Origin of the sequence: Collinsella sp. TF11-5AC (assembly GCF_003436775.1) — a bacterium.
Classification (GTDB): domain Bacteria; phylum Actinomycetota; class Coriobacteriia; order Coriobacteriales; family Coriobacteriaceae; genus Collinsella.
The window spans coordinates 12,680-38,643 of the sequence record NZ_QSQO01000019.1; the positions used below are offsets into that span (position 1 = coordinate 12,680).

General features: G+C 60.7%; 21 protein-coding genes and 2 tRNA genes. 19 read left to right on the forward strand and 4 right to left on the reverse strand.

Translation table 11 applies throughout. From position 1 onward, the window contains the following. Positions 1-21: 21 nt before the first annotated feature. The 8 genes from DXD16_RS08020 (at position 22) to DXD16_RS08055 (ending at position 8,726) form a co-directional block, all read left to right on the forward strand. Positions 22-2,157 carry a ribonuclease R family protein gene (locus DXD16_RS08020; protein ID WP_117655741.1) on the forward strand — a complete coding sequence of 712 codons (2,136 nt, stop codon included), beginning with the start codon at positions 22-24 and terminating at the stop codon, positions 2,155-2,157. 177 nt (positions 2,158-2,334) lie between these two features. After that, a complete protein-coding gene (locus DXD16_RS08025) occupies positions 2,335-2,940 on the forward strand; it encodes a recombinase family protein (protein WP_089572227.1) in 606 nt (201 codons plus the stop codon). 104 nt (positions 2,941-3,044) lie between these two features. Next, positions 3,045-3,626: a VanZ family protein gene (locus tag DXD16_RS08030; RefSeq protein WP_158566981.1), complete on the forward strand. Its 582-nt coding sequence runs from the start codon at positions 3,045-3,047 to the stop codon at positions 3,624-3,626. Positions 3,627-3,830: 204 nt separating this feature from the next. Continuing rightward, positions 3,831-4,682 (forward strand): MurR/RpiR family transcriptional regulator, encoded by an 852-nt coding sequence (locus DXD16_RS08035; RefSeq protein ID WP_117655743.1) that lies wholly within the window; start codon positions 3,831-3,833, stop codon positions 4,680-4,682. Positions 4,683-4,692: 10 nt separating this feature from the next. Continuing rightward, complete coding sequence (gene murQ / locus DXD16_RS08040) at positions 4,693-5,616, forward strand: N-acetylmuramic acid 6-phosphate etherase (protein ID WP_117655744.1); 924 nt, start codon at positions 4,693-4,695, stop codon at positions 5,614-5,616. Between the two features lie 57 nt (positions 5,617-5,673). Next, positions 5,674-7,104: a PTS transporter subunit EIIC gene (locus DXD16_RS08045; RefSeq protein WP_035137407.1), complete on the forward strand. Its 1,431-nt coding sequence runs from the start codon at positions 5,674-5,676 to the stop codon at positions 7,102-7,104. A 117-nt stretch (positions 7,105-7,221) separates the two neighbouring features. Continuing rightward, positions 7,222-8,274, forward strand: coding sequence for a MupG family TIM beta-alpha barrel fold protein (locus DXD16_RS08050; protein WP_117655745.1), 1,053 nt, complete (start codon positions 7,222-7,224; stop codon positions 8,272-8,274). Positions 8,275-8,366: 92 nt separating this feature from the next. After that, positions 8,367-8,726, forward strand: coding sequence for an arsenate reductase family protein (locus DXD16_RS08055; protein ID WP_117655746.1), 360 nt, complete (start codon positions 8,367-8,369; stop codon positions 8,724-8,726). A gap of 72 nt (positions 8,727-8,798) precedes the next feature. Here the strand turns inward: DXD16_RS08055 and DXD16_RS08060 are convergent, their stop codons facing one another. Further along, positions 8,799-9,209 carry a hypothetical protein gene (locus DXD16_RS08060; RefSeq protein ID WP_117655747.1) on the reverse strand — a complete coding sequence of 137 codons (411 nt, stop codon included), beginning with the start codon at positions 9,207-9,209 and terminating at the stop codon, positions 8,799-8,801. Between the two features lie 276 nt (positions 9,210-9,485). Here DXD16_RS08060 and DXD16_RS08065 point away from each other — a divergent pair. From DXD16_RS08065 to DXD16_RS08090, 6 genes are all read left to right on the forward strand, one after another. Further along, positions 9,486-9,559, forward strand: a tRNA-Gln gene (locus DXD16_RS08065). A 17-nt stretch (positions 9,560-9,576) separates the two neighbouring features. After that, positions 9,577-9,653, forward strand: a tRNA-Glu gene (locus DXD16_RS08070). Positions 9,654-9,748: 95 nt separating this feature from the next. Next, positions 9,749-10,666, forward strand: a complete 918-nt coding sequence (locus tag DXD16_RS08075; protein WP_055251875.1) for a hypothetical protein — start codon at positions 9,749-9,751, stop codon at positions 10,664-10,666. Further along, a complete protein-coding gene (smpB, locus tag DXD16_RS08080) occupies positions 10,656-11,126 on the forward strand; it encodes an SsrA-binding protein SmpB (protein WP_006235325.1) in 471 nt (156 codons plus the stop codon). Before DXD16_RS08075 ends, smpB begins: the two co-directional genes overlap by 11 nt. Before the next feature lie 155 nt (positions 11,127-11,281). Beyond that, positions 11,282-11,785, forward strand: coding sequence for a flavin reductase family protein (locus DXD16_RS08085; RefSeq protein ID WP_117655748.1), 504 nt, complete (start codon positions 11,282-11,284; stop codon positions 11,783-11,785). Between the two features lie 89 nt (positions 11,786-11,874). Beyond that, complete coding sequence (locus tag DXD16_RS08090; RefSeq protein WP_055251878.1) at positions 11,875-12,018, forward strand: rubredoxin-like domain-containing protein; 144 nt, start codon at positions 11,875-11,877, stop codon at positions 12,016-12,018. 307 nt (positions 12,019-12,325) lie between these two features. Here the strand turns inward: DXD16_RS08090 and DXD16_RS08095 are convergent, their stop codons facing one another. Next, a complete protein-coding gene (locus DXD16_RS08095; protein WP_117655749.1) occupies positions 12,326-13,582 on the reverse strand; it encodes an Nramp family divalent metal transporter in 1,257 nt (418 codons plus the stop codon). Between the two features lie 75 nt (positions 13,583-13,657). Beyond that, on the reverse strand, positions 13,658-14,404 hold the full coding sequence (gene gpmA / locus DXD16_RS08100) for a 2,3-diphosphoglycerate-dependent phosphoglycerate mutase (protein ID WP_199408180.1): 747 nt from the start codon (positions 14,402-14,404) through the stop codon (positions 13,658-13,660). Positions 14,405-14,970: 566 nt separating this feature from the next. Here gpmA and gltB point away from each other — a divergent pair. From gltB to DXD16_RS08125, 5 genes are all read left to right on the forward strand, one after another. Next, on the forward strand, positions 14,971-19,668 hold the full coding sequence (gene gltB, locus DXD16_RS08105; protein ID WP_117655751.1) for a glutamate synthase large subunit: 4,698 nt from the start codon (positions 14,971-14,973) through the stop codon (positions 19,666-19,668). 5 nt (positions 19,669-19,673) lie between these two features. Further along, positions 19,674-21,155, forward strand: coding sequence for a glutamate synthase subunit beta (locus DXD16_RS08110; RefSeq protein ID WP_117655752.1), 1,482 nt, complete (start codon positions 19,674-19,676; stop codon positions 21,153-21,155). A 354-nt stretch (positions 21,156-21,509) separates the two neighbouring features. Then, positions 21,510-22,217, forward strand: a complete 708-nt coding sequence (locus tag DXD16_RS08115; RefSeq protein ID WP_117655753.1) for a hypothetical protein — start codon at positions 21,510-21,512, stop codon at positions 22,215-22,217. Positions 22,218-22,494: 277 nt separating this feature from the next. Continuing rightward, entirely contained in the window at positions 22,495-23,571 is a 1,077-nt protein-coding gene (locus DXD16_RS08120; RefSeq protein WP_147326473.1) for a hypothetical protein, read from the forward strand. 408 nt (positions 23,572-23,979) lie between these two features. Further along, entirely contained in the window at positions 23,980-25,350 is a 1,371-nt protein-coding gene (locus tag DXD16_RS08125; protein ID WP_233502677.1) for an amidohydrolase family protein, read from the forward strand. Positions 25,351-25,483: 133 nt separating this feature from the next. Here the strand turns inward: DXD16_RS08125 and DXD16_RS08130 are convergent, their stop codons facing one another. Next, complete coding sequence (locus tag DXD16_RS08130; RefSeq protein WP_117655756.1) at positions 25,484-25,957, reverse strand: hypothetical protein; 474 nt, start codon at positions 25,955-25,957, stop codon at positions 25,484-25,486. Positions 25,958-25,964: the final 7 nt, after the last annotated feature.

Below are 25,964 nucleotides of genomic sequence, written 5' to 3' on the forward strand. Positions count from 1 at the left end.
CATCGATAGCAAGGAGGCGCCATGGGGCGCAACAACAAGCATAAGCGCGGTGCTCGCAATAAGCGTGGGCCGGTGCGCAGCGAACGCCGTCCGAGCCTGACCGGGCGCGTGCAGCTCCATGAGCATGGCGCCTATGTCATAACCGAGAGCGGCGACTACAAGGTTATGGGCCGCGGTAAGCGCGAGATCATGGATGGCGATACCGTTGCCGTGAGCATTAAGAATAGCCCGCACGGTGAGCGGCGCGCCGTGATCGAAGGCGTGGTTGAGCGCGCAGCCATAAGCGTGGTGGGTACGTACCAGACCGCTGGTCCGCTCGGTGTGATCGAGCCGCTCGATTCGCGCCTGAAGGCCGACTTCTTCATTCTGCCCGAGGATACCTCGGCGGATCGTCTGGGCGTCCACCCGGGTGATGCCGTTGTCGCGCGCATTTTGACCTACCCGACGCGCCTGGAATCGGGCACCGTGACGATCGAACGCCGCATTGGCGGAGATGACGCGCCCGATTTGGGCGTTCAATACGTGATGGCGCGTTACGGCTATACCGATAGCTATCCCGAGGCCGCGCTGGACGAGGCCGAGGGGCTTTCGCTCGATGTGTCCGCGGCGCTTAAGGACCCGCTCCGCCGCGATCTGCGCGACCGCTTTGTCATCACGATCGACCCGGTCGACGCGCGCGACTTTGACGATGCCATTTCGCTTGAGCGCACGCCCGAGGGTGGCTACAAGCTGGGTGTGCATATCGCTGACGTTTCTCACTATGTGGCTTGGGACGGGCATATCGATCTTGAGGCTCGCCATCGTACGACATCGGTGTATCTGGCCGATCGCGTGCTTCCCATGCTGCCCGAACGCCTGTCCTGTGACCTATGCTCGCTTCGCCCTGACGAGGACCGTCTTGCGTTTACCGTTGACATTGAGCTCGATGCGCAGGGTCGCGTGCGGCATTACGATCCTTACCCCAGCGTGATTCGCTCGCGTGTGCGTATGGACTATGACGGAGCCGAGGCGCTGCTGGTGCGTGCCGACGCGGTTGAGTATTCGGTGCTGGAAGGCGCCGCTGAGGATGTTGTGGCTGCTGAGGCCTCGCGCGAGGAGGCGCTTGAGCGCGGTCTTGCGTGCGAGGAAACTGCTCGCGGCTATAACGTCGACCTCGGCGATTTCCTTGTCGCCGCCAACGAACTCGCCGAACTTCGCCGTCGTATTCGTCGTGCCCGCGGCTCAGTCGATTTTGACACGGCCGAGATTCGCGCTCTATTGGATGAGGACGGAGTACCCGTGCAGATTGTGGCGCGTGAGCGTTCGTGTGCCACGTCGCTTATCGAGGAAGCCATGCTGCTCGCCAACGAGTGCGTTGCAGAGTGGCTGGCAGACCGTGATATCGAGGCTTGCTATCGCGTGCATGAGGATCCGAGCCCCGATAGCCTGCACGGTGCCGCCGTTGCGCTGGCGCAGCTGGGCATCATCGACGATCGCCGTGCTGCCGGTATTGCCCTGGGGAGTCCCGATGAGCTGCAGGCTGCAGTTGATGCTGCCGCCGGTACGGCCAACGCACCGCTCGTCAACACGCTGCTTCTGCGCAGCATGCAGCGCGCGCTGTACAAGCCGCGCAACGAGGGCCACTTTGCGCTCGCCGCGCCGTGCTACTGCCACTTTACGAGTCCCATCCGTCGCTACCCCGATCTGGTGGTGCACCGCGTGCTCAAACTGCAGTTGGCCTATGAGCAGCTCGGCGGCAAGGACGCCTTGGTCCGTACGCCGCGGCTGATCGGCAAGGGGCGCGAGTCGCTGCCGCGCATTCTGCCGCAGATCTGCCGCGCATGCAGCGATGCCGAGCGTGCGGCCGATGCCGCCAGCCATGCGACGCAAAAGATCAAGATTGCCCAGTACTATGAGGACCGTCTGGGCGAGCGCTATGCCGGATCCGTCTCGTGGGTTAGCAGCATGGGCCTCTTTGTGCGCTTGGACCTGACGCAGGTCGAAGGCTTGGTTTCGATCAAAAGCCTGGGCAACGAGTGGTTCGAGTTCGACGAGGATGCGCTCACGCTCACAGGTGCCGACACGGGGACTCGCTATGAACTGGGCCAGCGCGTGATTATCGAGGTCTCGCGCGTCAATACCACGCGTGGGCACTTGGACTTTAAGCTTATCCATTAGCCAAATCTCGACTCATGACGGGAGAGCGGAGGGCGGTCTTTCGGGGCCGCCCTCCGCATTTGGATCATGGCTACCTTGCCGTCTGCACGGCCGCCCGCTTACCTGCTATTGGAGAGGTAAATCCTACCAAAATAAACCTGTCCCTTTTTGGCAGGTTTACAAGAAAGCGGGGATGAGATGGCGACGGTGTATGGTTATGCGCGGGTGAGTTCGCGCGATCAGAATCTTAATCGGCAGCTGGATGCGCTGGGCGCCTATGGCGTGGGCTCGGCGAATATTTATGCCGACCATGCGAGCGGCAAGGACTTCGATCGACCGCGCTATCGCGAGCTGCTGCACGTCCTGGGAGACGGGGACGTGCTGGTGGTGCTTTCTATCGACCGACTTGGTCGTAATTACTCCGAGATTCTTGAGGAATGGCGTCGCATTACCAAGGAGCTCGGGGTTGCCATTGTGGTGTTGGACATGCCATTGCTTGACACGCGCGCCAGGGCAAGCGGCACGCCGGATGTGACTAATACCCTGATTGCCGATATTGTGCTGCAACTGCTGAGCTACGTGGCGCAGGTGGAGCGCGAGAATATCCATCGGCGCCAAGCGGAGGGAATTGCAGCGGCGCGGGCGCGAGGGGTCCGTTTCGGTCGACCTCGCAAGCCGTGCCCTCCTCAGTTTGAGCTGGTGCGCGATAGCTATGAGGCGGGCGATATTACCCGCAGCCAGGCAGCAAAGTGCCTGGGCGTGTGCGTGGGGACGTTCGATCGCTGGATGCGCGAGGCGGGGTAGGGGTTTGCGTCGCTTTGTCGCTTCCTGTTGCGATTCAAATTTTGATACGGTGACGATGTCATTTGGGGCTACACTCGCTGATATTCAAAAAAGGAGGTAGGCCCTTGGCGCGCGTAAAACAAATAATCGGATGGACCGCGATCATTCTGTTCGCTGCAACGCTGGCGGGCATCTGGGTGCTGACGGAGCAAAATGCGGTGGAGACGTCGTTGCTGAGCGAGTCCACCGCGCGCGTGGTGGAGGGTCAGGCTACGGGCGTTCAGGCTGCCGATGCCACGGGTGAAGCTCAGACCGAGAACGGGATGACCGGGGGCATCGATTCGGCTGCCTCGAATGTCCGGTCTGGCCGACTTGCTTCCATTCGCATGTGGGTGGGCACGAACGTCCGTCGCGTTGCCCATACCGTAGAGTTTTTCTTCGTCGGATTGTTCGCCTCGGTGGCCGTGGTTTGCTTTTCCAGGCGTCCGTGGAGCGTTTGCTCCCGTTGCGTGCCCGTGTTGCTCTTTTGCGCCGTCTGCTCCGTTGGCGATCAGGTACATAAGATCTTTGTTCCCGGCAGGCATTTCGACGTTATCGATTTAGGATTCGATGCTGCGGGCTATGTCACCGCGATGCTGTTGGTATTGCTGGTCTCCGCATGGGTGCACCACGAGACGCGCCCCATCGGCGCCCATGCGAGGCGCTAGCCGGTAACAAACCCGTTTCTGATCATGCGACCTTGTTGAACTATTTTGTGTCGCGCGTATTTCCGAGCGGTCGGATTTGAGGGGCGAGCGGTAGAACGCTCGTCCTTTGTGCGCCACGATGCGGCACAATGTACCGTAAAAGCTGTTTGTATCCGGTACGAATCGTTCGTTGGTCTTTAATTCTTCTCAACGGAGGTGTTTGAGATGGCAAACGGATTGCTTTTGCGGCTTCGCGAGCGTGAGCTCAGCGCGAGCCCGGCGGAACGCAATGTCATCGCATATGTGAGCGCTCATCCGCACGAGGTGGTCGGGCTGTCCGTCCGCGGTCTTGCCGATGCCACGTTCTCCTCGCCCTCGAGCATTTTGCGCTTTTGCAAGCGTTTGGGTTTTGCGGGCTACAAGGAGTTCCAGCGCGAACTGATTGCCGAGCTGGCGCTCTTAGGTGACAAGAAAGACGTAGCCCTCGAGGACATCTCCATGGATGACAGCGTCGAACGTATCGTGGGGAAGGTGATGAAAAGCAACGTGCGCACGATCGAAGCGACGGCGCGAACGCTCGATTACACCGTCTTGGAGCGATGCGCGGCCTATCTTAAGCGGGCACGCGCAGTCAATCTGTTCGGTATCGGTGCCTCTCGTTTGGTCGCGCACGATCTGGCGCAAAAGCTCATGCGTGTCGACAAAGAGTGCCATCTGTACGACGACTGGCATGATCAGCTCTTGTGTGCCAAGAACATGCATGAGGGCGATATGGCAATCGCCTTTAGCTACTCGGGCTTGACGCAAGAGGTGCTGGACTGCACCGCCGAGGCTCAACGTCACAACTGTCCCGTTGTGGCCGTTACCAAAGTAGATGGATCATCCAAGCTTGCCACCGTGGCCGATGCCGTGCTCGGCGTCGCTGCGAGTGAACCCTTGGTCCGCAGCGGTGCCATGGCTTCGCGTATGGCCCAGCTTATGGTTGTCGATGCCCTGTACGCTGCTTACGTTGCCAGCGACTACGAACGGGCGACGCATGTCATTAAGCAAAACTACATCGAGAAACAGGAAAGATGAGGTGAATGAAATGCTCGATTTAACAAAATTCACGACCGAACAGCGTAATCAAAGTTCAATGGACCTCGATACGATGACATCGCTGCAAATCGTCACGACGATGAATGATGAGGATCTTCGTGCCGTCCAGTCGGTCACGAAGGTGTTGCCCCAGGTTGCCACAGCAATCGACTGGGCTGCTGAGGCACTCGAGCGCGGCGGACGCGTCTTTTACATGGGCGCAGGCACCAGCGGTCGTCTGGGCGTACTCGACGCTTCGGAGTGTCCGCCCACGTTTGGCGTGTCACCCGATCTGATTGTCGGGCTCATTGCCGGAGGCGAGACGGCGTTTATCAAGGCTGTCGAAGGTGCCGAAGACAGCGAGGAGCTTGGCGCGAGCGACCTGCGGGAGCGTGGACTCTCGGACAGGGATCTTGTCGTTGGCCTGGCGGCAAGCGGTCGTACTCCCTATGTGGTGGGCGGCCTTGTGTACGCCAAGGCAACTGGGTGCAAGACCATTGCAATTGCCTGCAACCAAGGGTCGAAGATCGGGGAGAGCGCAGATCTTGCCATTGAACCCGTGCCCGGTCCCGAGGTGCTGACCGGCTCAACGAGACTCAAGGCGGGAACGGTTCAAAAGCTCATTCTCAACATGATTTCGACCGGTGCCATGGTCAAGATCGGCAAGGTATACCAAAACCTGATGGTCGATGTGCAGCAGACGAACGAGAAGTTGGTGGTGCGCGGCCAGAACATCGTGATGGAGGCGACCGGCTGCACGCGCGAGCGCGCTATTCAGGCGCTTGCAGATGCCGGCGGCCACGTAAAAACCGCTATTGTCTCGGTACTGCTGGGCTGCGATGCCGAGCAGGCTGCGGTAGCTCTTGAGCGAGCGAGAGGCCATGTCCGTGCTGCGGTGAGTGGCCATGAGAAGAGCAATGCCGATGCCCAATAGGTGCGCGGCGTGAGCTGATATGACATCCAGACGAGATACCCAATACAAGGAGGAGTTATGACGAACAAAGAGCTGGCTCAAAAGCTGCTGGACCTTTTGGGCGGTAAAGACAACGTGTTGGCAAACGCGGCGTGCATGACGCGCCTGCGCGTGACCGTCAAAGACACGGGCAACGTCGACACGGAGGGTATTAAGGCACTCGACGGCGTGATGGGCTTGGTCGAGGACGACACGATGCAGATCGTGCTGGGTCCGGGCAAGGTGAATAAGGTGCTCGAGGAGTTCTCCAAGCTCACCGGCCTTGCGAAAGGCGTTGCTGACGAGAGCGTGGTTGACGCTGCGGCCACAAACAAGGCCGCGCAGAAGGCAAAGTACGAGTCCAAGCCGGTTCAGGCCTTCCTCAAGAAGATTTCCAATGTCTTCGTCGCCCTGCTTCCCGGCATCATTGCGGCTGGCCTCATCAACGGTATCTGCAACGTCATTAACGTTTCGACGGCAGGCGCGCTTGCAGGCGAGTGGTGGTACCAGGGCATTCGTTCCATGGGCTGGGCCCTGTTTGCCTATCTGCCCATCTTGGTGGGCTATAACGCGGCACGTGAGTTTGGTGGCTCCGCTGCGCTGGGCGGCATCGCCGGCATGATGTGTATTGCCAACAGTGCCATGCCCCTGCTTGCGCCTGGCGCGGCCGATCCTGCCACTGCCATTCTGCTGCCGCTCACCAATGCACAGTACAACCCCGCAGCGGGCGGCATGATCGCGGCTCTTATCGCCGGCGCATTTTTTGCCTGGATGGAGCGTCAGATTCGCAAGGTTATGCCCAACGCACTCGACACGTTTTTGTCCCCGCTGCTGGTGCTCATCATCGGCGCCTTTGCTCTGATGCTCGTCATCCAGCCGGTTGGCGCATGGCTGACGACTGCCATCTTTAGCGTTTTGACCTTTATCTTCGAGAAGCTGGGCGTCCTGGGCGGTTATATCCTGTCGGCAGGCTTCTTGCCGCTGGTTTCCGTCGGCCTGCATCAGGCGCTCACGCCGATCCACGCTATGCTCAACGATCCCGACGGCGCTACCAAGGGCATCAATTACCTGCTCCCCATCCTTATGATGGCTGGCGGCGGCCAGGTCGGTGCCGGTTTGGCGCTGTACTTTAAGACCAAGAACGCCAAGCTCAAGAAGTACGTCGCAGAGTCCATTCCCGTTGGAATCCTCGGTGTGGGCGAGCCTCTGATGTATGCCGTTACGCTGCCGCTCGTTCGTCCGTTTGTAACGGCCTGCCTGGGTGCCGGATTTGGCGGCGCGCTCGCGGCGCTGCTTCACATCGGCACGGTTTCTCAGGGCGTTTCCGGTCTGTTTGGCCTGCTGATCGTCGTTCCTGGTCAGCAGCTCGGCTACGTTGCCGCTATGCTGCTTGCCTATGCCGCCGGCTTTGTCCTGACGTGGTTCTTTGGCGTCGACGAGCAGAAGATCAACGAGTTCTTTGGCGAGTAGTTTGATATCGCGAGCCGTGTTGCTCAGGGCTCGCGGCGCGCGGCAGATTTCTTGATGCTATGGTTGTGCCGGCGGGGCTAACTGCTCCGCCGGCCTTTTTTAAAGGAGTGTTGAAGCGTGAAAACGGGTATTTCGATTTATCTTTCCAACCCTCTGCAGGATATTGAGCGGACGATTGAACACGGTGCCGCGGCGGGTGCGCGCTATGCGTTCACCTCGCTGCATATTCCCGAGGATGGGGGAGCGGCGTATACCGATAAGGTCCGTCATGTGCTGTCGCTGCTTTCCGCCCGCGGCATTGCGCTCATTGCCGATGTGGGGCCGCGCACGTGCGATTTGCTCGGGCTTGAGCGCATCGAGGACCTGCGCGATCTGGGGTTGGAATACCTTCGTTTGGACTATGGCTTTAGCGCCCGGCGGGTCGCGGAGCTGTCCGGTGTATTTCGCATTGTGGTCAATGCATCGACGGTGAGTTCTGATGAAATCGCATCGTGGCGTGAGGCCGGTGCCGATGTGACTCGTTTTGCCGCCTGCCACAATTTTTACCCCAAGCCTTATACCGGTTTAGCTCTGGAGGACATTGCTCGGGTGAATCTTCGTCTTGCGGCGCTTGGATTCGAAATCATGGCTTTTGTGCCGGGCGATGCCAACGTTCGCGGGCCGGTATTCGAGGGACTGCCGACGGTCGAGACGCAGCGCGGTCGCGCGTCAAAGGTTGCCCTCAATATGCTTGAGCTTGCACATGGCGCCGATTGCGACATTGTGTTGGTCGGCGACCCCGATCTTTCCGATGCGGGCTGGGCGCAGTTTGCTCAAGTTTCCGCCGGATACGTGGACCTGCAATGCGAGCTTGAGCCCGGTTATGCCTATGTGCGCGGGCAGATTCATCACGACCGGCCCGACTCGAGTGTCCTCATCTTTAGGTCTCAGGAGTCACGTACGACGCATAAGCCGGATTCCGTGCCGACGGATGCCGGAGCCGGCCTGCCGCGAAAGGCGGGGTCGATCGCTGTGAGCAATAGCGGATATGGGCGCTACGAAGGCGAGCTTGAGATTGCGCGGGTCGATCTTCCCGGTGACGAGCGCATGAACGTTGCGGGCCATATCACGCCCGAGGCAATGGAGCTGCTGCCGTTCATCAGACGCGGATTCGGGGTACGGTTCGTTTAGCGTGTGACCCGTGGGCTACAATTGGCCCATCATACGAAGGCGCCTCGTGTGGCGTGTGCCTGCGTTGGCCGATCTATATTCGGAGGATTCCCATGACCGTACTGTTTGTTGAATATCCCAAGTGCTCGACCTGTAAGAAGGCCAAGGCATGGCTGGACGAACACGGGGTAGAGTATATCGACCGCGATATCGTTTTGGACAATCCCGCGGCTGATGAGCTTGCGACCTGGATTGCTCGTTCGGGACTGCCGGTGCGGCGCTTCTTTAATTCGTCGGGCATGAAATATCGAGAGCTGGGCCTGAAGGCGCGTCTAGATGCGGGCATGACGGATCGGGAGTGCTACGAGCTGCTGGCGACCGACGGCATGCTGGTCAAGCGTCCGCTGTTGGTGGGCGACGACTTTGCGATTCCCGGCTTTAGGGAAGCAGCTTGGACCGAGGCGCTGCTGTAGCGGCTGCGGAAAGTGCGACCCGTTTTGAGCGCTCGGGGTGGGACGTGTTTTCCATCGGAGGGCTCGCTCGGCTCAATCCTTGAGCTGTGCCCATTCGTGCGGACCGTAGACCTTTACGTGCTTGTTGGGCTTGCCGCTCCAGTACTCTTCGTCCATAAAGGGCAGGTATGCCTGAATGCCGGGGCAGATAAACGGAATCCGTTGCCGCTGCAGGCGCTCGCGCTGCCGCCGCTCCAGGTTCGTCTCGGATATGACGGTCGGCATGCCGGACAGCTCGACGAGGCTTGCCTGGATGCGCTTGAGGTCGGGGAGCGCCGCGTGCCATGACGTCCGCATAATTAAAAACGAGGCGCGACGGTATTCCGCTTGCATCACCGTGATGGCGGGACGCAGCGTGGGATGGATTTTGTCTCGGTCGGGCCAAGGTCCGGCGGATATCTCGAGCCCCAAGGTCTCCCATAGGTAATCCAGCTCTTCGTCCATAGTGCCTCGATGTCTACGCGATTATTGTCACTTCGATTGTGTTACCTGGTGCTATCGTTTTCGCGATAGAATCTGCCAACGGTCGACGGCTACCGTTCGCGGCGTTCTGCCCTTCGTGTGCGGCGGCTAGCTCCACAGGTCCTTCACGGGTCGGACTAAATCGGGCCAATTTGGCTGAATTTCAAAAAAGTCAAAATTGGGGCTTGCGTCACGACGGATCTTCCCGTATATTTCTTTCTTGCGCAAAGGCACAGCCGAGCGCAGCGATGCAGTCATTGGGATGTCGTCTAATGGCAGGACAGCGGATTCTGGTTCCGTCAATGGGGGTTCGACTCCCTCCATCCCAGCCATTGCATTTGCTACATATGGCCCGTTCGTCTAGCGGTTTAGGACGCCGCCCTCTCAAGGCGGAGATCACCAGTTCGAATCTGGTACGGGCTACCACAAAATGAACGCCCGGGCCTCGCAAGAGACCCGGGTTTTGTGTATCGACCGTTTATACGGCGCCTGCCGTGTTTCGCCCAGATCGAGGAGTAGTCATGGATCTGCCCATCAGCTTGCAAGACATCACGTATGCCGAGAACTATCTGGCGCAGGGCGACCTGACCACGGCGACGCCGCTGCTGGAGCGTCTGGTTGAGCTCGCCGAGGAGTATATCGACGCCGAGTGCAAGACGGAGGAGAACCGTCAGTACTTTAGCTTCGATAGCAAGTTTGAGCGTCTGGCCTACCGCCGCGTGGAAAAGGATCCGCGCGAGCTGGTGCAGGTCGAGGTGCCCTTTGATCGCCTGTATTCCGACATGGCGTTTGCCTACATTCGCCAGCAGGATTATGTGAGTGCTCGTAATGCCCTGATGCAGGCTGTGCGTTGGGACCCCATGAACTGTAACTATCGCCTGGATCTGGCCGAGCTGTTCCGCGCGCTCGAGGACAAGCAGGAGTGGGCTTCGCTTTCGTTTTCGGTGCTGGAGCGTGCGAGCGACGGTAAGTGTGCCGCCCGTGCTTATGCCAACCTGGGGCAGTACTTCTTGGAGCCCGAGACCGAGAATGTCTCGGCCGCCGTGGGTTGTGCGCGTTTGGCACTACGCTTAGCGCCTGGCGATGCGCATACGACGCGCCTGCTCAACAAGATTCATACTGCCTATCCCGATGCCGCCGAGGAGAGCGACGAGCACGTGATGGGTGAGCTCGCCCTGCAGGGCGTGCCGACCTCGCCTTCGGCCGAGATTGCCATTTGCCTGATCATGTGTGCGACCGATGCTGCGAGCGACGGCGACAAGCAGGAGGCGACGCGCCTGACGGTGCGTGCTCGCGACCTGGTGGGCGAGGAGGCCTGCGCAGCGATTATCAAACTGGTGCGCGAGAGCGACGCCGAGCTCAATGCTGAGCGCAAGGCAAAGCGCGACGCTGCGGGCAAGGGTTCCGATGGCGCCAAGGAGGCCGGCGATGCCCAGTAAGCGCGAGCGCAAGCTTATCTCCAAGAATCGCTCGGCACATCACGAGTATTTTATCGACGAGACGTTCGAATGCGGTATTGAACTGAGCGGCACCGAGGTCAAGTCGATTCGCGAGCGCGCCTGCCAGATCACTGACACCTTTGCGCTGATTCGTGGCGGCGAGTGCTGGCTGGTGGGCCTGCATATTCACCCTTACAGTCACGGCGGTGTGTGGAATCGTGATCCCGATCGCCGGCGCCGTCTGCTGCTGCATCGCAAGGAGATTGATTTTCTCGACGGCAAGCTGCGCAACCGCGGCTATGCGTTGGTGCCGTTGGAGCTCTACTTTAATACCGACGGCCGCGTAAAGCTGCTGCTGGGTCTAGGCCGTGGTAAGAAGCTCTACGACAAGCGCGAAGACATGGCCAAGCGCGACGTTCAGCGCGAGATCGACCGCGCGCTTAAGGAGCGTAATCGCTAGGAACGAATTTGCGGGGAGCTGCCCTGCTGTGCCCGTCCCGTCTTCCTAACTTTTTTGACACATATTCCTCAAGGGCGGCGTCCGTTATGGGCGGCGCCTTTTTTGTGGGTACATACAACCGTGAGGTTCGATTCCGGGTTAGGGGAGTGATCGTTATGGACAAAACTGCGTTCTTTACGATGCCGAGCGGTCTGTATGTGGTGAGCGCCGCGGCCGATGGACTGCGTGCCGGCTGCGTCATCAACACGGCGGTGCAGGTGACGTCCGCGCCACCACGCATCTCGATTGCCGTGAACAAGGATAACGTCACGTCTGGCGTTATCGCGTCTGCCAAGGCCTTTGCACTGACGGTGATCGACCAGACGGCCGATATGCTCTACATTGGCAACTTTGGCTTCCGTACCAGCAGCGACTATGACAAATTTGCCAAGTACGAGACGCGCGAGACCGCACTGGGCATGCCCTATGTGCCCGAGCACGCGGCGGCCCTGTTTAGCTGCCATTTGATCGACACTGTGGATGTTGGCACGCATCTACTGTTTATCGGCGAGGTCGAGGATGCCGAGCGCTTGAGTGACGAGACGCCGCTCACCTACGATTACTACCATAAGGTCCTGAAGGGCAAGACGCCTCCGAAGGCGTCCTCGTATCAAGGCTAGAAATGTTTTAAAAATACTTGCATTATATTATTGAGAATTTATACTGATAAATGAAGTACATCACCAGTCGCGTTCGAGAGGAGAACATCATGGCTGAGGAGAAGAAGACGTATAAGTTCGTGTGCGTCGTTTGCGGTTACGAGGTTGAGGTCGATACGCCCGAGCTGCCCGAGGATTATGTGTGCCCGGTGTGCGGCGTCGGTCCCGATCAGTTTGAGCTCGTCGAGGAGTAGCTCGCAGACACACGGCGAAAGCCGAACATAGCTCTGTCCAAGGGCCTCGGTCGAATTCTCGGCCGGGGCCCTTTTCCTCCGCCCCCAAGGGATCACGGCTGCTGTTAGTCGATCCTGTCCGTCGTGAGTCCGGCCGACCTTTTGTCTCAATCTGTAACATCTAACGGTGGAAATTGGGCCCACTTGTTACATATCGAGACAAACCAAAACCGTCCGGCAGAAGATCTCAATCTGTAACATCTAGACATCGAAAGCGGGTCTAGATGTTACAGATCGAGACGTTTGCCTGAGTAGGTGCCCCGCCCCATTACATCCCTGTCAACAACACGACATCGAGAATCGTCACGATGGCACCGATCCCTACGAGCAGCGCGTTGAGCGGGCGCGAATTGGCATATTTGCCCATGACGCGGCGTGAGCTGGTGAGCCGTATGAGCACAAAGACCGTAATCGGCAGCTGAAGCGACAGCAGCGCCTGACTCCAGATGAGACCTTCAAAAGGATTTGGGACGACCAGGCACGCCGTCACTGCGCCGACGAAACAGGCCGCCACCCCGATCGAGGAATGTCGGTCGTGGATGTCGTATTCCTCGTCGAACATGCCCGCGGTGATGGTGCCCGCCGCCATGCCCGCCGTCACACTACTCGAGAGGCCCGCAAACAGCAGCGCTACCGCAAAGATGGTCGAGCTCGCCGGGCCCAAGATGGGGGAGAGCGTGGCCGCTGCGACGGCGAGGTCGTCTACGACCATGCCGTGCGCAAAGAAGGTCGTTGCGGCAAGGATGACCATGGCCGAGTTGATTGCCCAGCCCACGCCCATCGAAAAGAGCGTGTCGAAGAGCTCGTAGCGCAGGCGTTCTTCGATAACCTGCTCGCCTTGGCCTTCGAAGTGCATGGATTGGATGACCTCGGAGTGCAGAAAAAGGTTGTGTGGCATAACGACCGCACCCAGAACGCTCACGATAATCGCGGCAGAGCCAGTGGGCATACTAGGCGTGATCCAGCTTGCGGCGGCTTGCGGCCAGTCGACCTTGACTAGTGCAAGCTCGGCCAAAAACGAGAGTCCTACCACGCCTACGAAGGCGATGATCCAGCGTTCGGCATGCTTGTAGGAGTTCGTCATGAGCATCGCCATCGATACTGCCGCCACGATGACGCAGCCCGCGCGCACGGGCAGCCCAAAGAGCATTTGAAGGGCAATCGCGCCACCCAGGACTTCGGCCATGGCGGTGGCGACAGTCGCGAGATAGGCACTGGCGAGTACCGTGCGTCCAACGAAGCGGGGGAGGTAACGTGTCGTGGCCTCGGCAAGGCAGGCGCCCGTGGCGATACCCAGGTGCGCCGCGTTGTGCTGCAGCACAATGAGCATAATCGTGGACAGCGTGACGATCCACAGCAGCGCGTAGCCAAACTGCGAGCCCGCGGCCATATTGGAGGCCCAGTTGCCCGGGTCGATAAAGCCGACGGTCACGAGCAGCCCGGGGCCGATATGCCGCGCAATGTCTAGGCCTCCGTGACCACCGGTGCGTCGGGAGCCAAAGTGTTGTTTGAGATGGTTGAGCATGGTGCGCTCCTGCGTATGGGCGGCGTGACGTCGCATCTGGGTCGTGCGGCACCACGCGTCGGATTTGGGTTGGGGCTACTTGTGCGCTTTGCCCTGGTTGGCCACGGCGTCGATCTTGGCGGCGATGGTCGCCGGGTCGCCGATGTAGCGCTTGTCGAGGACGTTGAAATCGGTGTCGAAGTTGTAGACGAGCGGCACGCCGGTGGGGATGTTGACCTTGAGGATCTCCTCGGGCGTGAGGTGCTCGAGCTTCATGACGAGTGAGCGCAGGGAGTTGCCGTGTGCGGCGATGAGTACGCGCTTGCCGGCGAGCATCTGGGGGCGAATCTCGTCTTCGAAATAAGGCCAGGCGCGGGCGATCGTGTCCTTGAGGCACTCGGTATAGGGCAGCTGATCGGGCGCGACATCACGGTATTGCTCCTGGGTGTGGGGATCGCGCGCGTCGTCCGGCTCGAGTGCCGGCGGGCAGACATCGAAGGAGCGGCGCCAGATGAGCACCTGCTCGTCGCCGTGCTCCGCTGCGGCATCGGCCTTGTTGAGACCCTGCAACGCTCCGTAGTGGCGCTCGTTGAGCTTCCAGGATTTGATGACGGGCAACCACTCGCGATCCATTTGGCCGAGCACGATGTCGAGGGTGTGAATTGCGCGCTTGAGACGCGAGGTGTAGCAGACGTCGAAGTCGAAGCCCGCTTCTTTGAGGGCTCGACCGCCTGCTGCGGCTTCTTCGCGGCCCGTGTCGGTGAGCTCAACATCGGTCCAGCCGGTGAACAGGTTGAGCTTGTTCCACTCGGACTCTCCGTGACGGATAAGGACGAGTTGCATCGTCTGCTGGTCTGCTTGGTGCGCCATAGGGGCCTCCTTGATCTGGCACGGTGTGCGTGCCGTTTGCTTGACGCCGCAAAGGATACCCGTTTTAAGCTTGAAAGTTAACCAAGACTAACAAAATTGTTCTATTTGAATGGGATGGTGAAGGGGGGCTGCCGAAATGTCTCGATCTGTAACAACTAGGGATGGAAATTGGGCCTAGGTGTTACAGATCGAGACAGGAAGAAATGGTCCTATGGAAAATCTCGATCTGTAACAGTTAGCTGCAAAAACCGGCCCTTCATGTTACAGATTGAGACATTTGGAACCGTCTCTCGAAAACATCTCAATCTGTAACAGTTAGTCGTCGAAATTGGGTCTTACTGTTACAGATTGAGATGTTTGAAGAGGTGAGTTTGCAGGCCGAACTTGGGGCCTATGTTTTCGCCCTTGAGGTCGGCGGTGTCCACTCGTAGGGCGTGCGTTACGCGATTGTTTCGAAACGGGTGGGAAACACAACGGGCCGACGATGCTCCTACTATGCCTATTCAACTGACTGTCTAAATATCTAGGGGAGGATCGCGATGCAGGCAGATTCCGCTCAGCAGCAGGGCCTTTATCGCCCCGAATTCGACCACGATGCATGTGGCATCGGCGCGCTTGCCGATATCAACGGTGAGCGCCATCACCAGATTCTGGACGACGCACTGTCCATTCTGGTCAACTTGGAGCACCGCGGCGGCACGGGACTCGAGAAGAATACCGGCGATGGCGCTGGCATCCTGTTCCAGGTTCCGCATCACTTTTTCCGTAAAGAGGCTCAAAAGTGCGGTCAGATTCTGCCGGCAGAGGGCGACTATGGCGTGGCCATGCTGTTCTTCCCGCAGGACGACAAGGGCGTAGAGGATGCCCGCCGCGTGTTTGAGGAGGGCTGTGCCGAGGCCGGCGTGCCGCTGCTCTTTTGGCGCGAGGTGCCCGTCGACCCGCACGACCTGGGCGAGACGGCCCGCGCCTGCATGCCCACTATCCTGCAGGCCTTCCTGGGCCGTCCGGACGACACGCCCGCCGGCGATGCCTTTGAGCGTCGCCTGTACGTGTGCCGCCGCACCATCGAAAAGAAGGCCGATGCCGAGTTTGCCCTGCGAGACAAGATCTTCTACGTGTGCTCCATGAGCTCGCGCACCATCGTGTACAAGGGCATGCTGGTCGCCACGCAGATGCGCCGCTTCTTCATCGACCTCAACGACGCCGCCGTCAAAACGGCCGTGGCGCTCGTCCACTCGCGCTACTCCACCAACACCACGCCCAGCTGGGAGCGTGCGCACCCCAACCGCTTTATCATCCATAACGGCGAGATCAACACCCTCAAGGGCAACGTCAACTGGATTCGCGCCCGCGAACCCAACCTGTACAGCCCCGTGCTGCAGCACGATCTTGAGCGCGTGATGCCCATCATCAACCGCGAGGGTTCCGACTCCGCGATTCTGGACAACGTGCTCGAATTCTTGGTCATGAACGGTCGCCCGCTCACGCGTGCCGCGTCCATGTTGCTGCCCGAGCCGTGGGACCACAACGATAGCCTGAGTGAGGAGCGCCGCGCCTACGACGCTTACCAGTCCATGCTCATGGAGCCCTGGGACGGCCCGGCGGCCATCGCCTTTACCGACGGTCGCACGCTGGGCGCCGCCCTCGACCGCAACGGCTTGCGCCCCGCCCGCTACTACGTGACGCGCGATGGCCGCTTTATGCTGGCAAGCGAGGTGGGCACCATCGAGGTGAGCCCCGAGAACATCCTGACGAGCGGCTGCCTGGGACCGGGCCAGATGCTCGAGGTCGATTTTGCCCGCGGCCGCGTGATCTACAACGACGAGCTGCGCGCCCGCTATGCCAAGGAGAAGCCCTACCGCGACTGGATTGCCGAGGAGACACTGACCGTCGACGCGCTCGATGAGCCCGCCGCGCCCGCGCCCGCCGAGGATGCCGAGGTGCCCGCCGCCGTGCGCATGGCCAAGCTCGGCTATCACTGGGATGATGTTGACGAGGTCGTGCGCCCCATGGCCCAGCAGGGCAAGGCCCCGCTCGCCTCGATGGGTATCGATGCGCCGTTGGCCTGCCTGTCCAAGAAGACGCGTTCGTTCTTTGACTACTTCTATCAGCTGTTCGCTCAGGTCACGAATCCTCCGATCGATGCCCTGCGCGAGCACATGGTGACTTCGACCACGCTCTACCTGGGCAACCACGGCAACCTGCTCGAGGATTCCCGCACGGCCTGTCAGCTGGTGCGCTTGGAGCGCCCATTGCTCAACGAGGAAGAGCTCGAGCATATCTGTGCCATCGACCGTGTTGGCTTTAAGACCCGTCGTTTCCGTGCCGTCTACCGCCGCGATGCCGGCGAGGGCGCGCTGCAGGCTGCGCTCAAACAGCTTGCCGAGGACGTTGAGGCTGCGGTCCGCGACGGCGTGAACATTGTGGTGTTGAGCGATCGTGCCGCTGCGGGCGAGGTGCCCGTGCCGTCGCTGCTCGCCGTGGGCTGTGTGCACAACCACCTGATTCGCGCTGGCGTGCGTACCTTTGCCGACATCGTGGTGGAGTGCGGCGACGCCGTGTCCCCGCACGACTTTGCGGCACTGGTGGGCTACTCCGCGAGCGGCATCTATCCGTACAACGCACATGCGTGCATCCGCGATCTGGCGGCACGCGGCGACCTGGACGTGACGGTCGAGCAGGGCATCGCCAACTACAACAAGGCTGCGACCGCCGGCATCGTTTCCATCATGTCTAAGATGGGCATCTCCACGGTGCAGAGCTACCATTCGGCGCAGATCTTCGAGGCCGTGGGCTTTACGCCGGAGTTCGTCAACGCGTACTTCGCCGGCACGGTGAGCCGTGTGGGCGGTATGGGTGTCGAGGACGTTGAGTGCGAGCAAAACGAGCGCTACGACGCCGCGCTCGCTATCCTTAAGAGCCCGGCTCCCGATCAGCTGCCCACACTGGGTCTGACCAAGTGGCGCCCGCTCGGCGGCGAGGATCACCTCATCGATCCGCAGACTGTCTACTTGCTGCAGACCGCCTGCCGTGAGGACAGCTACGACACCTTTAAGGAGTACAGCGCCCGCCTGCACCGCACCGGCCGTGCCGTGCGTCTGCGCGACTTGCTCGACTTTGATGCCAGCGGCCGCACGCCGGTTTCGCTCGACGAGGTCGAGCCCGCGCTCAACATCGTCCGCCGCTTTAACACCGGCGCCATGTCGTACGGCTCCATCAGCAAGGAAGCACACGAGTGCATGGCCATCGCCATGAACCGCCTGCACGGCCGTTCCAACTCCGGCGAGGGCGGTGAGGATCCGCGTCGCGAGACCCCGCTGGCTAACGGTGATTCCAAGAACTCCGCGATCAAGCAGGTGGCAAGTGCGCGCTTTGGCGTGACGAGCCGCTACCTGTGCAGCGCCTTCGAGATTCAGATCAAGATGGCCCAGGGCGCCAAGCCCGGCGAGGGTGGCCACCTGCCCGGCAAGAAGGTCTACCCCTGGATTGCCGAGGTCCGTCAGTCCACGCCCGGCATCGGCCTGATCTCGCCTCCGCCGCACCACGACATCTACTCCATCGAGGACCTGGCAGAGCTGATCTTTGACCTTAAGAATGCCAACCCCGGCGCGCGCGTGTCGGTCAAGCTGGTCAGCGAGGCCGGCGTCGGCACCATCGCAACCGGTGTGGCCAAGGGCGCTGCCGACAAGATCTTGATCAGCGGCCACAACGGCGGCTCGGGTGCCGCTGCGCGCGACTCTATCTGGCACGCCGGTCTGCCGCTGGAGCTCGGTCTTGCCGAGGCTCAACAGACGCTGCTGCAAAACGGCCTGCGCTCGCGCGTGGTGCTCGAGGCCGACGGCAAGCTCATGGACGGTACCGATGTCGCCGTTGCCTGCCTGTTGGGCGCCGAGGAGTTTGGCTTTGCGACCATGCCGCTCATCTCGATGGGCTGCCTCATGCAGCGCGACTGCCAGCAGGATACCTGCCCCGCCGGCATCGCCACGCAAAACTGTCGCCTGCGTCGCGGCTTCCGCGGCAAGCCCGAGCACGTCGAGCACTTTATGCTCTTTGTTGCCGAGCAACTGCGCGAGGTCATGGCGAGCCTAGGCTTCCGCACCGTCGACGAGATGGTCGGCCATCCCGAGTGCTTGCGCCAGATCGAGGTCCCGGGCAACCGCAAGGCCAACCTGCTCGATCTGTCGCCCGTGTTGGCAAGCGTGACCTGCGAGTTCGGTGCCCATATTCCGGGTGCCGACGGCCGTCACTTCCTGCCCCAGATGGCCGCGGACAGCGAGCTCGACAAGACGCTCGACTCCACGCTGTTCGTGCCCTACACGGCCGACGCCCGCGCGCACCTGCGCCCGATTCGCTTCCGCGCCGATATCGCCAACGTCAACCGTTGCGTGGGCACCATCCTGGGTAACGCGGTGACCAAGGCACATCCCGAGGGCCTGCCCGTCGGCTCCATCACCATCGATTGCGATGGATCGGCCGGTCAGAGCTTTGGCGCCTTCCTGCCGCGCGGCATTACGCTCAACGTGTGCGGCGACGCCAACGACTACTTTGGCAAGGGCCTTTCGGGCGGCGAGGTGTCGGTGCGCCCCAACCCGCATGCGACCTATAAGTTCGACGAAAACATCATCGTGGGCAACGTTGCGTTCTTTGGCGCCACGAGCGGCCGTGGCTTCATCAACGGCCTGGCCGGCCAGCGCTTTGGCGTACGCAACTCCGGTGCCACCGTGGTGGTCGAGGGTTGCGGCAACCACGGTTGCGAGTACATGACGGGTGGCCTGGCGCTCATCCTGGGCGAGGTCGGGCAGAACTTCGCTGCCGGCATGACGGGTGGCGTGGCTTATGTCTTTGACCAGTACGGCACGCTCGATGCCCGCGTGAACCACGAGAGCGTTGAGCTCAAGGCCCCGACTGCCGGCGAGCTGGCGCAGATTCGCGAGCTCATCCAGGAGCACGTGGACGCGACGCAGAGCCCGCGCGGCATCAAGCTGCTCTACAGCTTTGAGACGATGAGCAAGCACTTTGTGAAGGTCATTCCGACCGAGTACGAGCGTGTGCTGGCGATTGTCGCCGCGAGCGAGGCTGCCGGCAAGACACATGCGCAGGCAGAGGAGCTGGCGTTTGACATTGTGACCGGTCGCGCGAGCGCCGCGGATGTCGCTCGCTTCGATATTGCGGGCGGTGCTGCGGGTGCTGCGTCCGTGGACGCCAGCTCTGTTGCTTCGACCAAGAAGGAGGCGTAAGTGCCATGGGTAAGCCCGGTGCTTTTCTTGATATCGATCGCGTGACCCACGAGCTTCGCCCCGTGGAGGAGCGCAGCCGTGATTTCGATCCGCTGTACGTGGAGCTCGACGACGACGCACGTCGCGCCCAGGCGAGCCGCTGCATGATGTGCGGCGTGGCGTTTTGCCAGATGGGCGCGAGCTTTGGCAAGGCACGTCCGAGCGGCTGCCCGCTGCACAACTTGATTCCCGAGTGGAACGAGCTGGTGTACCGCGGCCGCTGGGATGAGGCTGCCGAGCGCCTGTCGCTCACCTCGCCCATGCCTGAGTTCACGAGCCGCGTGTGCCCGGCACTGTGCGAGGCCGCGTGCAACCTGGGCTCGGTCGACGGCCAACCCACGACGATTCACGATAACGAGCGTGCGATAAGCGACCATGAGTGGGCCAACGGCGGCCCACGTCGCTTTGAGCCGGCAGGGGAGGACGCGCCCTCGGTCGCCGTGGTTGGTTCCGGCCCGGCTGGCCTGGTGGCAGCATGGGAGCTTGCACGTCGCGGTGCCTGCGTGACGGTGTTTGAGCGCGACGACCGCCCCGGCGGCCTACTCATGTACGGCATTCCCAACATGAAGCTCGAGAAGTCTGTGGTCGAGCGCCGTGTAGCGCTCATGCGTGAGCTGGGCATTGTGTTTGAGCTTGGTGCCGACGTGAGCGATCCCAAGGTTACCGCCAGGCTCGACGACTTTGACGCCGTCGTGGTGGCTGCCGGCGCCCGTGCCCCGCGCGGGCTTTCGGCTGCGAACATCGATGCGCCCGGCGTGGTGTATGCCGTGGACTATCTGACGGCTTCGACCGTCTCGGTGCTCGATGGCGGCGAGCCCGCGGTGAACGCACGCGGCCTGGACGTCGTGGTTATTGGCGGTGGCGATACGGGCAACGACTGCGTGGGTACTGCCGTGCGTCAGGGCGCGCGCAGCGTGCGCCAGTTTGAGTTCTTGCCGGCTGCGCCCGATAAGCGCGCGGCGAGCAACCCCTGGCCGCAGTGGCCCAATGTGAAGAAGGCCGACTATGGCCAGCAGGAGGCTATTGCTGCGATGGGTGGCGAGATGCGCGCCTGGGGCGTGGATACGCTCGAGGTGCTGCTGGACAAGAAGGGTGCGGCTGCGGGTCTGCGCGTGGTCGATCTGGACTGGTCGGCGGGAAAGCCCGAGCGCATCGCGGGCTCCGAGCACGAGGTGCCGGCGCAGCTGGTGCTCATCGCCTGCGGCTTTACGGGTCCGGAGTACGGTGTGTTCGATGCGGTGAGCGTGCCTGTTGCCACCGCTGGTCGTCCGCTGCCGGTGATGGCTGCCGAGGGCTCGCATCTCGCGGCTCGCACGGAGGGCGTCGCCGCGGATGCCGCGCCGGTGTATGTGGCGGGTGATGCCCGCAACGGCAGCTCGCTCGTGGTGAGTGCCATGGCCGATGCCCTGGCCTGCGCAGCCGAAGTCGCCGAGGCGCTGGAGCTGTAAAGTAGTCATTTAAGAACGTCCCCAATGACTAGCCATTTTTTTGTCTAGTCGTTGGGGACACTCTTTGCGAGCAATTTGCTCGTTTGTCGACGTGCGGGTGTTCATTTGTCGACTTCTTGGGCTGTGGTCACCTGTTGTTTCTGTGGTGGCTGCGGGCATCTGGCTCAAAAGGGCGGGTTGGCCGTCGATGTTTACCTGCGGTTTTGTTGCGGCGCGCATTTTCGGTCAAGCTTTTCGTCAGGTGTTTGGTCAGCATCTGGTTTGCAGTCGGAGGCCTATTTTGTCCGCGCTGGTCGTGGCTGCCCACCCTCCTCGTAAGCTCAAATTGAGGTCCATCAGTTTGAGGAGGATGCCATGACTGACCAAGTTTTTGATCGAGCGCAGCTGGCCGAGGCCGTCGGCAACGATATTGCTGACATGGCTCACTTTTGGATGCTGCGGAAGTTTCAATTCCTGGAGCCGGCGCGCGAGCAGTTCGAGATTATCGTCGATCCGTGGCTCAGCTATTGCGAGGAACCTTCTCAAAACGAAATCATGGCCTACAACATGGCGTTTACCGATTGGCTGCTGTTTGAGCGCCCCTATCGCCATGGCAAGACGCTGCTTGAGCTATATGTGGATGAGCCGCCAGCGTCAATTTCTCCTGCCTCGCTTGGGCGACTTAAGCAGGTGCGCGACACGCAGTACTTCTCGCGCTTTGGCATTTTGGACAAGGATCCTGCGACTGGTATGGTCGCGCTGAAGGACACGCGCACCGATCATCGCTTTGATGTCTACGATTCGCATATCGTGCAGAAGGAGCACTGGAGTGACGGCGCGATTGCGGTGCGCCTCGCCTGCGTCGACGATGTCTGGCTTACGGCGGGACAGCTCTACCTGTATGACATCGCGCGGCTGAGCGATACGGCGGTCGATGGGCCGGGTGCGGTGCATCCGGAGGACCTGCAGGACGGCTTTGACACCTCGTGCATCTGCTTCTTCTTGCGTCTGGTCCGCGACATCATGGGCGCCCAGGGGCGGTACGTAAAGTCGCTCAACATCTACGAGCAGGAGTGGGAGTAGGGGATGGGTAGTTGTCGCCTGCCTTGCCTTTTGCCTTTTTGTCTCGATCTGTAACGTTTGGGGGCAAAACACCGGTCTACCTGTTACAGATCGAGACGAATGCTTGGGCGCCGCTGGTTTGTCTAAATCTGTAACGTTTAGGGGCCTGGAGAACGTCTAACTGTTACAGATCGAGACGTTTGGCACCTGGCTGGGGGAATGTCTCAATCTGTAACATCTACAGTCCAAAAATCGGTCTTCCTGTTACAGATCAAGACATTTATCAGCGGAGGCAACGGTGACGATGGTCCATTTGTCCGATGTGGTGGTGATGGAAGTGCCTAATACCGTTCTCAAACACAAACATACGACTCGCAACACGTTGGCGCGGAATAGGATGCTCGCGCGACTCACGGAGGCGACCGAGCAAGGTGCGCTGCTCGCAACGCATGACAATGCCGAGCTCATGTGGCTGCGGCGCCATGTGGGAACCGATGACATTGCGGAGCCCGAGCCGTATTTGTTCTGCTTTCAACATGATTGGGGTGTGCTGACGCCGGCGGAGCGAACGCTGCGTACCATCAAAGGGCTTGCAGAGTTTCATCCCGATTGGGCGTTTTGGGGCTATGACGCGGCGCTTTTGTGGGGTCTGGAGGTGCCGAATGATCTGCTTGGGTCGCGTTTTCTTGTTAAGACGGGTTGTTCGGTGACGTTGAGCGGCGGGTGCAGGTTGTTGCGTCCGCAGATGGCGGGCGCACTCGAGCATGTTGATGGCGTGCGGGTGACGTCGTTTTGGCGCACGGTGGAGGATTGCCTACTGCGTGCGCCGTTCTCCTATGGGTTGGCGATTGCCGATTCTGCACTGCGGGCGAAAGGCGTATCACGTGGGGATTTGTGCGAGCGCCTCCGCGCCGATTGCGAGGGCAGGCGAGGGTATCGCAGGGCACAGGTGATTGCGTCGTATGCGGACGGGCTGTCTGAAAACGGCGGCGAGTCTCGGTTCCGAGCATTCTTTATTGCGTACGGCTTTCCGGTTCCGGAGCTGCAGGTGGAGTTTCGCGACCCGCTCGATCCGAGCCAGGTGTTTCGCGTCGACTATTTTTGGCGGCTCGAGGACGGGACGTGTGTCATCGGCGAGCTCGACGGAAAGGGGAAGTACACCTTGCAGAGCGGCGAGGGTCGGGAGTCGGTTGACCCATTCGTGGCAGAACGTCAGCGAGAGTCTCATCTGACGATGCTCGGACACAAGGTGCTTCGGTTTACGTTTGATGAACTCAAGAACCCGGGGAACCTGGCTGAAAAGATGAGACTGGCGGGAATTCCACAGCGGGCCGATTTGGCTGAGCAGTGGAGGCGGCAGTGGTATGGGCGCTGAGGGGTGTAACTGACGCGGATGTGGTTGTTCCTGCCGAGTTTGTCTCGATCTGTAACAACAAGGGGCCGTTTGGCCTCGCAACTGTTACAGATCGAGACAGAAGGTTGGCTGCCGCTAAAATATCTCGATCTGTAACATCTAGAGGCCGAAAACCTGTCTACTTGTTACAGATTGAGACAAAGGTTGGACGCGGTGCCGAAAGATCTCGATCTGTAACATCTGGCTGCTAAAACCCGGTCTACCTGTTACAGATCTAGACATTTCCCGGATGTCGCTGGGATGGGACTGCAATGCATTCCGTTCTCCGTGTCTCATCCTTTCTCCGTTAACCGATATGTCCGCAGCAACCCTGCCGCACTGGGTGATAATGGACAAATGTTCAAGTTGCTCGTGAGGGAGGAGCTCGATATGGCGTCTGCCGATCGTTCCACGTTGTTTATCAATGCGACCGTCCTGGATGGCTCGGAGCATATGGAGCCGCAACCCGATATGGCCGTGGCCGTTGAGCGCGGTGTCATCACGTGGGTGGGGCCGAGTGCTGTGGCGCAGGCGCCTGCAGGTGCCGAGGTCATCGACCTGGCCGGCGCGTACCTCATGCCCGGCCTCATCAATATGCATGTGCACCTGTGCGGCTCGGGCAAGCCTGTCTCGGCCGGCGATGCGGGCGCGCTGATGAAGAAGCTCGATAATCCCGTGGGGCGCGCCATCGTGCGCCATATTCTTAAGGGCAGCGCCCAGCAGCAGTTGGCAAGCGGCGTGACCACGGTGCGCGGTGCGGGTGACCCGCTGTTTGCCGATATTGCCGTGCGCAACGCTATCGACGCCGGCAAGTATCAGGGTCCGCGTCTGGTGGCGCCGGGAACGGGTGTCACGGTGCCGGGCGGTCACGGTGCGGGGCTGTTCGCGCAGGTCGCCGATACCCCCGATGAGGCGGCCGAACAAGTGCGTGACTTGTATGCGCGCGGTGCCGACGTCATCAAGCTGTTCGTGACGGGCGGCGTGTTCGACGCGACCGAAGTAGGTGAGCCGGGCGTGCTGCGCATGCCGGTCGAGGTTGCCGCGGCGGCGTGCAAGGCTGCGCACGAGGTGGGCCTGCCGGTTATGGCTCATGTCGAGAGCACCGAGGGCGTGAAGGCCGCGCTTGAGGCCGGCGTCGATACGATCGAGCACGGTGCCCCGATGACTCCCGAGATCTTGGAACTGTACCGCGGCGCCGCGGGCACGCAGCTTGAGGGGCGTGCGCCCAGCGTTACCTGCACTATCAGCCCCGCGCTGCCGTTTGTGCTGCTCGATCCGGAGAAGACCCATTCGACCGACACGCAAAAGAAGAACGGCGACATTGTGTGTTCGGGCATCATCGAGAGCGCCCGTGCCGCACTGGAAGCTGGCGTTAAGGTGGGCCTGGGCACGGACTCGAGCTGCCCGTTTGTGACGCAGTACGACATGTGGCGTGAGGTTGCCTTTTTTGCCAAGTACGTGGGCGTGAGCAACGCCTTTGCGCTGCATACGGCTACGCAGATCAATGCCGAGCTGCTGGGGCTGGGCGGCGAGACCGGTACGATCGAGTGCGGCAAGGCTGCCGATATCTTGGTAACGCGCAAGAACCCGCTCGATGATCTGTGCGCACTGCGTGAGCCGACGTACGTGATGTGCCGTGGTGATCTGGTGCGCAAACTCAAGGTGAAGCGTATTCCCGAGGTGGACGCCGAGCTCGACGCGATTATGGCCATGCCTGCCGAAGCGCTGGCTGAGGAGCTCGCCCGCGACGGTGTGGCGTAGATGTGACAAAGGGGCAGCTCCGTTGCCGCATGCAAAAAGCCGAGGTCTCAACACGAGGCCTCGGCTTTTTTATCGAACAAATACTTAAGATTTGGGACAAACAAACCTGATTAATTTGTCCCGCGTGCGGGCGCTAGGAGCGGGTTTCCATCTTGGCGTGGCACTTGGGGCAGGTGACGCGGATCTTGCCTTTGCCCTTGGGGACGGAGAGCATCTGGCCGCAGTTGGGGCACTTGAGGTATGCTGTGGTCTTGCGACCCTTCCACATCTTCTTGGCCGTGCGCTTGGCACGCTCAAAGTCTTCCTTGCTGGTACCGGCCGTGCGCGAGGCGTTGGCAGCCGCGGTGCCGCTACCCAAGCTCGCTACGAACTTGCCCAGGCCGGGGACGTTAGCGGTCGCGGCGACAAAGGCCGCGTTTTCCTTGCGACGTGCATCGATATTTTTGGACAGGCCGCGCAGCACGCCAATCACGATTACGGCGATGGCAATCCAGCTGAGCCACTGGATATGGGCTATCGATCCGATCATCGCGATGACGATGCCGACAAAGCCCATAACGATGGTGAGCTCATCGGCGCCATTGCGGCCCTTCATAAAGTCATTCATGCAAATT

Excerpts from the sequence above, each read along its gene's own strand:
- DXD16_RS08090 (WP_055251878.1), top strand. The coding sequence starts at position 11,875 with ATGGCTGAGGAGAAGAAGACGTATAAGTTCGTGTGCGTCGTTTGCGGT.
- gltB (WP_117655751.1), top strand. The coding sequence starts at position 14,971 with ATGCAGGCAGATTCCGCTCAGCAGCAGGGCCTTTATCGCCCCGAATTC.
- DXD16_RS08025 (WP_089572227.1), top strand. The coding sequence starts at position 2,335 with ATGGCGACGGTGTATGGTTATGCGCGGGTGAGTTCGCGCGATCAGAAT.
- smpB (WP_006235325.1), top strand. The coding sequence starts at position 10,656 with ATGCCCAGTAAGCGCGAGCGCAAGCTTATCTCCAAGAATCGCTCGGCA.
- gpmA (WP_199408180.1), bottom strand. The coding sequence starts at position 14,404 with ATGCAACTCGTCCTTATCCGTCACGGAGAGTCCGAGTGGAACAAGCTC.
- DXD16_RS08095 (WP_117655749.1), bottom strand. The coding sequence starts at position 13,582 with ATGCTCAACCATCTCAAACAACACTTTGGCTCCCGACGCACCGGTGGT.
- DXD16_RS08045 (WP_035137407.1), top strand. The coding sequence starts at position 5,674 with ATGACGAACAAAGAGCTGGCTCAAAAGCTGCTGGACCTTTTGGGCGGT.
- DXD16_RS08110 (WP_117655752.1), top strand. The coding sequence starts at position 19,674 with ATGGGTAAGCCCGGTGCTTTTCTTGATATCGATCGCGTGACCCACGAG.
- DXD16_RS08035 (WP_117655743.1), top strand. The coding sequence starts at position 3,831 with ATGGCAAACGGATTGCTTTTGCGGCTTCGCGAGCGTGAGCTCAGCGCG.
- DXD16_RS08125 (WP_233502677.1), top strand. The coding sequence starts at position 23,980 with ATGGCGTCTGCCGATCGTTCCACGTTGTTTATCAATGCGACCGTCCTG.
- DXD16_RS08020 (WP_117655741.1), top strand. The coding sequence starts at position 22 with ATGGGGCGCAACAACAAGCATAAGCGCGGTGCTCGCAATAAGCGTGGG.
- murQ (WP_117655744.1), top strand. The coding sequence starts at position 4,693 with ATGCTCGATTTAACAAAATTCACGACCGAACAGCGTAATCAAAGTTCA.
- DXD16_RS08085 (WP_117655748.1), top strand. The coding sequence starts at position 11,282 with ATGGACAAAACTGCGTTCTTTACGATGCCGAGCGGTCTGTATGTGGTG.
- DXD16_RS08115 (WP_117655753.1), top strand. The coding sequence starts at position 21,510 with ATGACTGACCAAGTTTTTGATCGAGCGCAGCTGGCCGAGGCCGTCGGC.
- DXD16_RS08060 (WP_117655747.1), bottom strand. The coding sequence starts at position 9,209 with ATGGACGAAGAGCTGGATTACCTATGGGAGACCTTGGGGCTCGAGATA.
- DXD16_RS08075 (WP_055251875.1), top strand. The coding sequence starts at position 9,749 with ATGGATCTGCCCATCAGCTTGCAAGACATCACGTATGCCGAGAACTAT.
- DXD16_RS08130 (WP_117655756.1), bottom strand. The coding sequence starts at position 25,957 with ATGAATGACTTTATGAAGGGCCGCAATGGCGCCGATGAGCTCACCATC.
- DXD16_RS08055 (WP_117655746.1), top strand. The coding sequence starts at position 8,367 with ATGACCGTACTGTTTGTTGAATATCCCAAGTGCTCGACCTGTAAGAAG.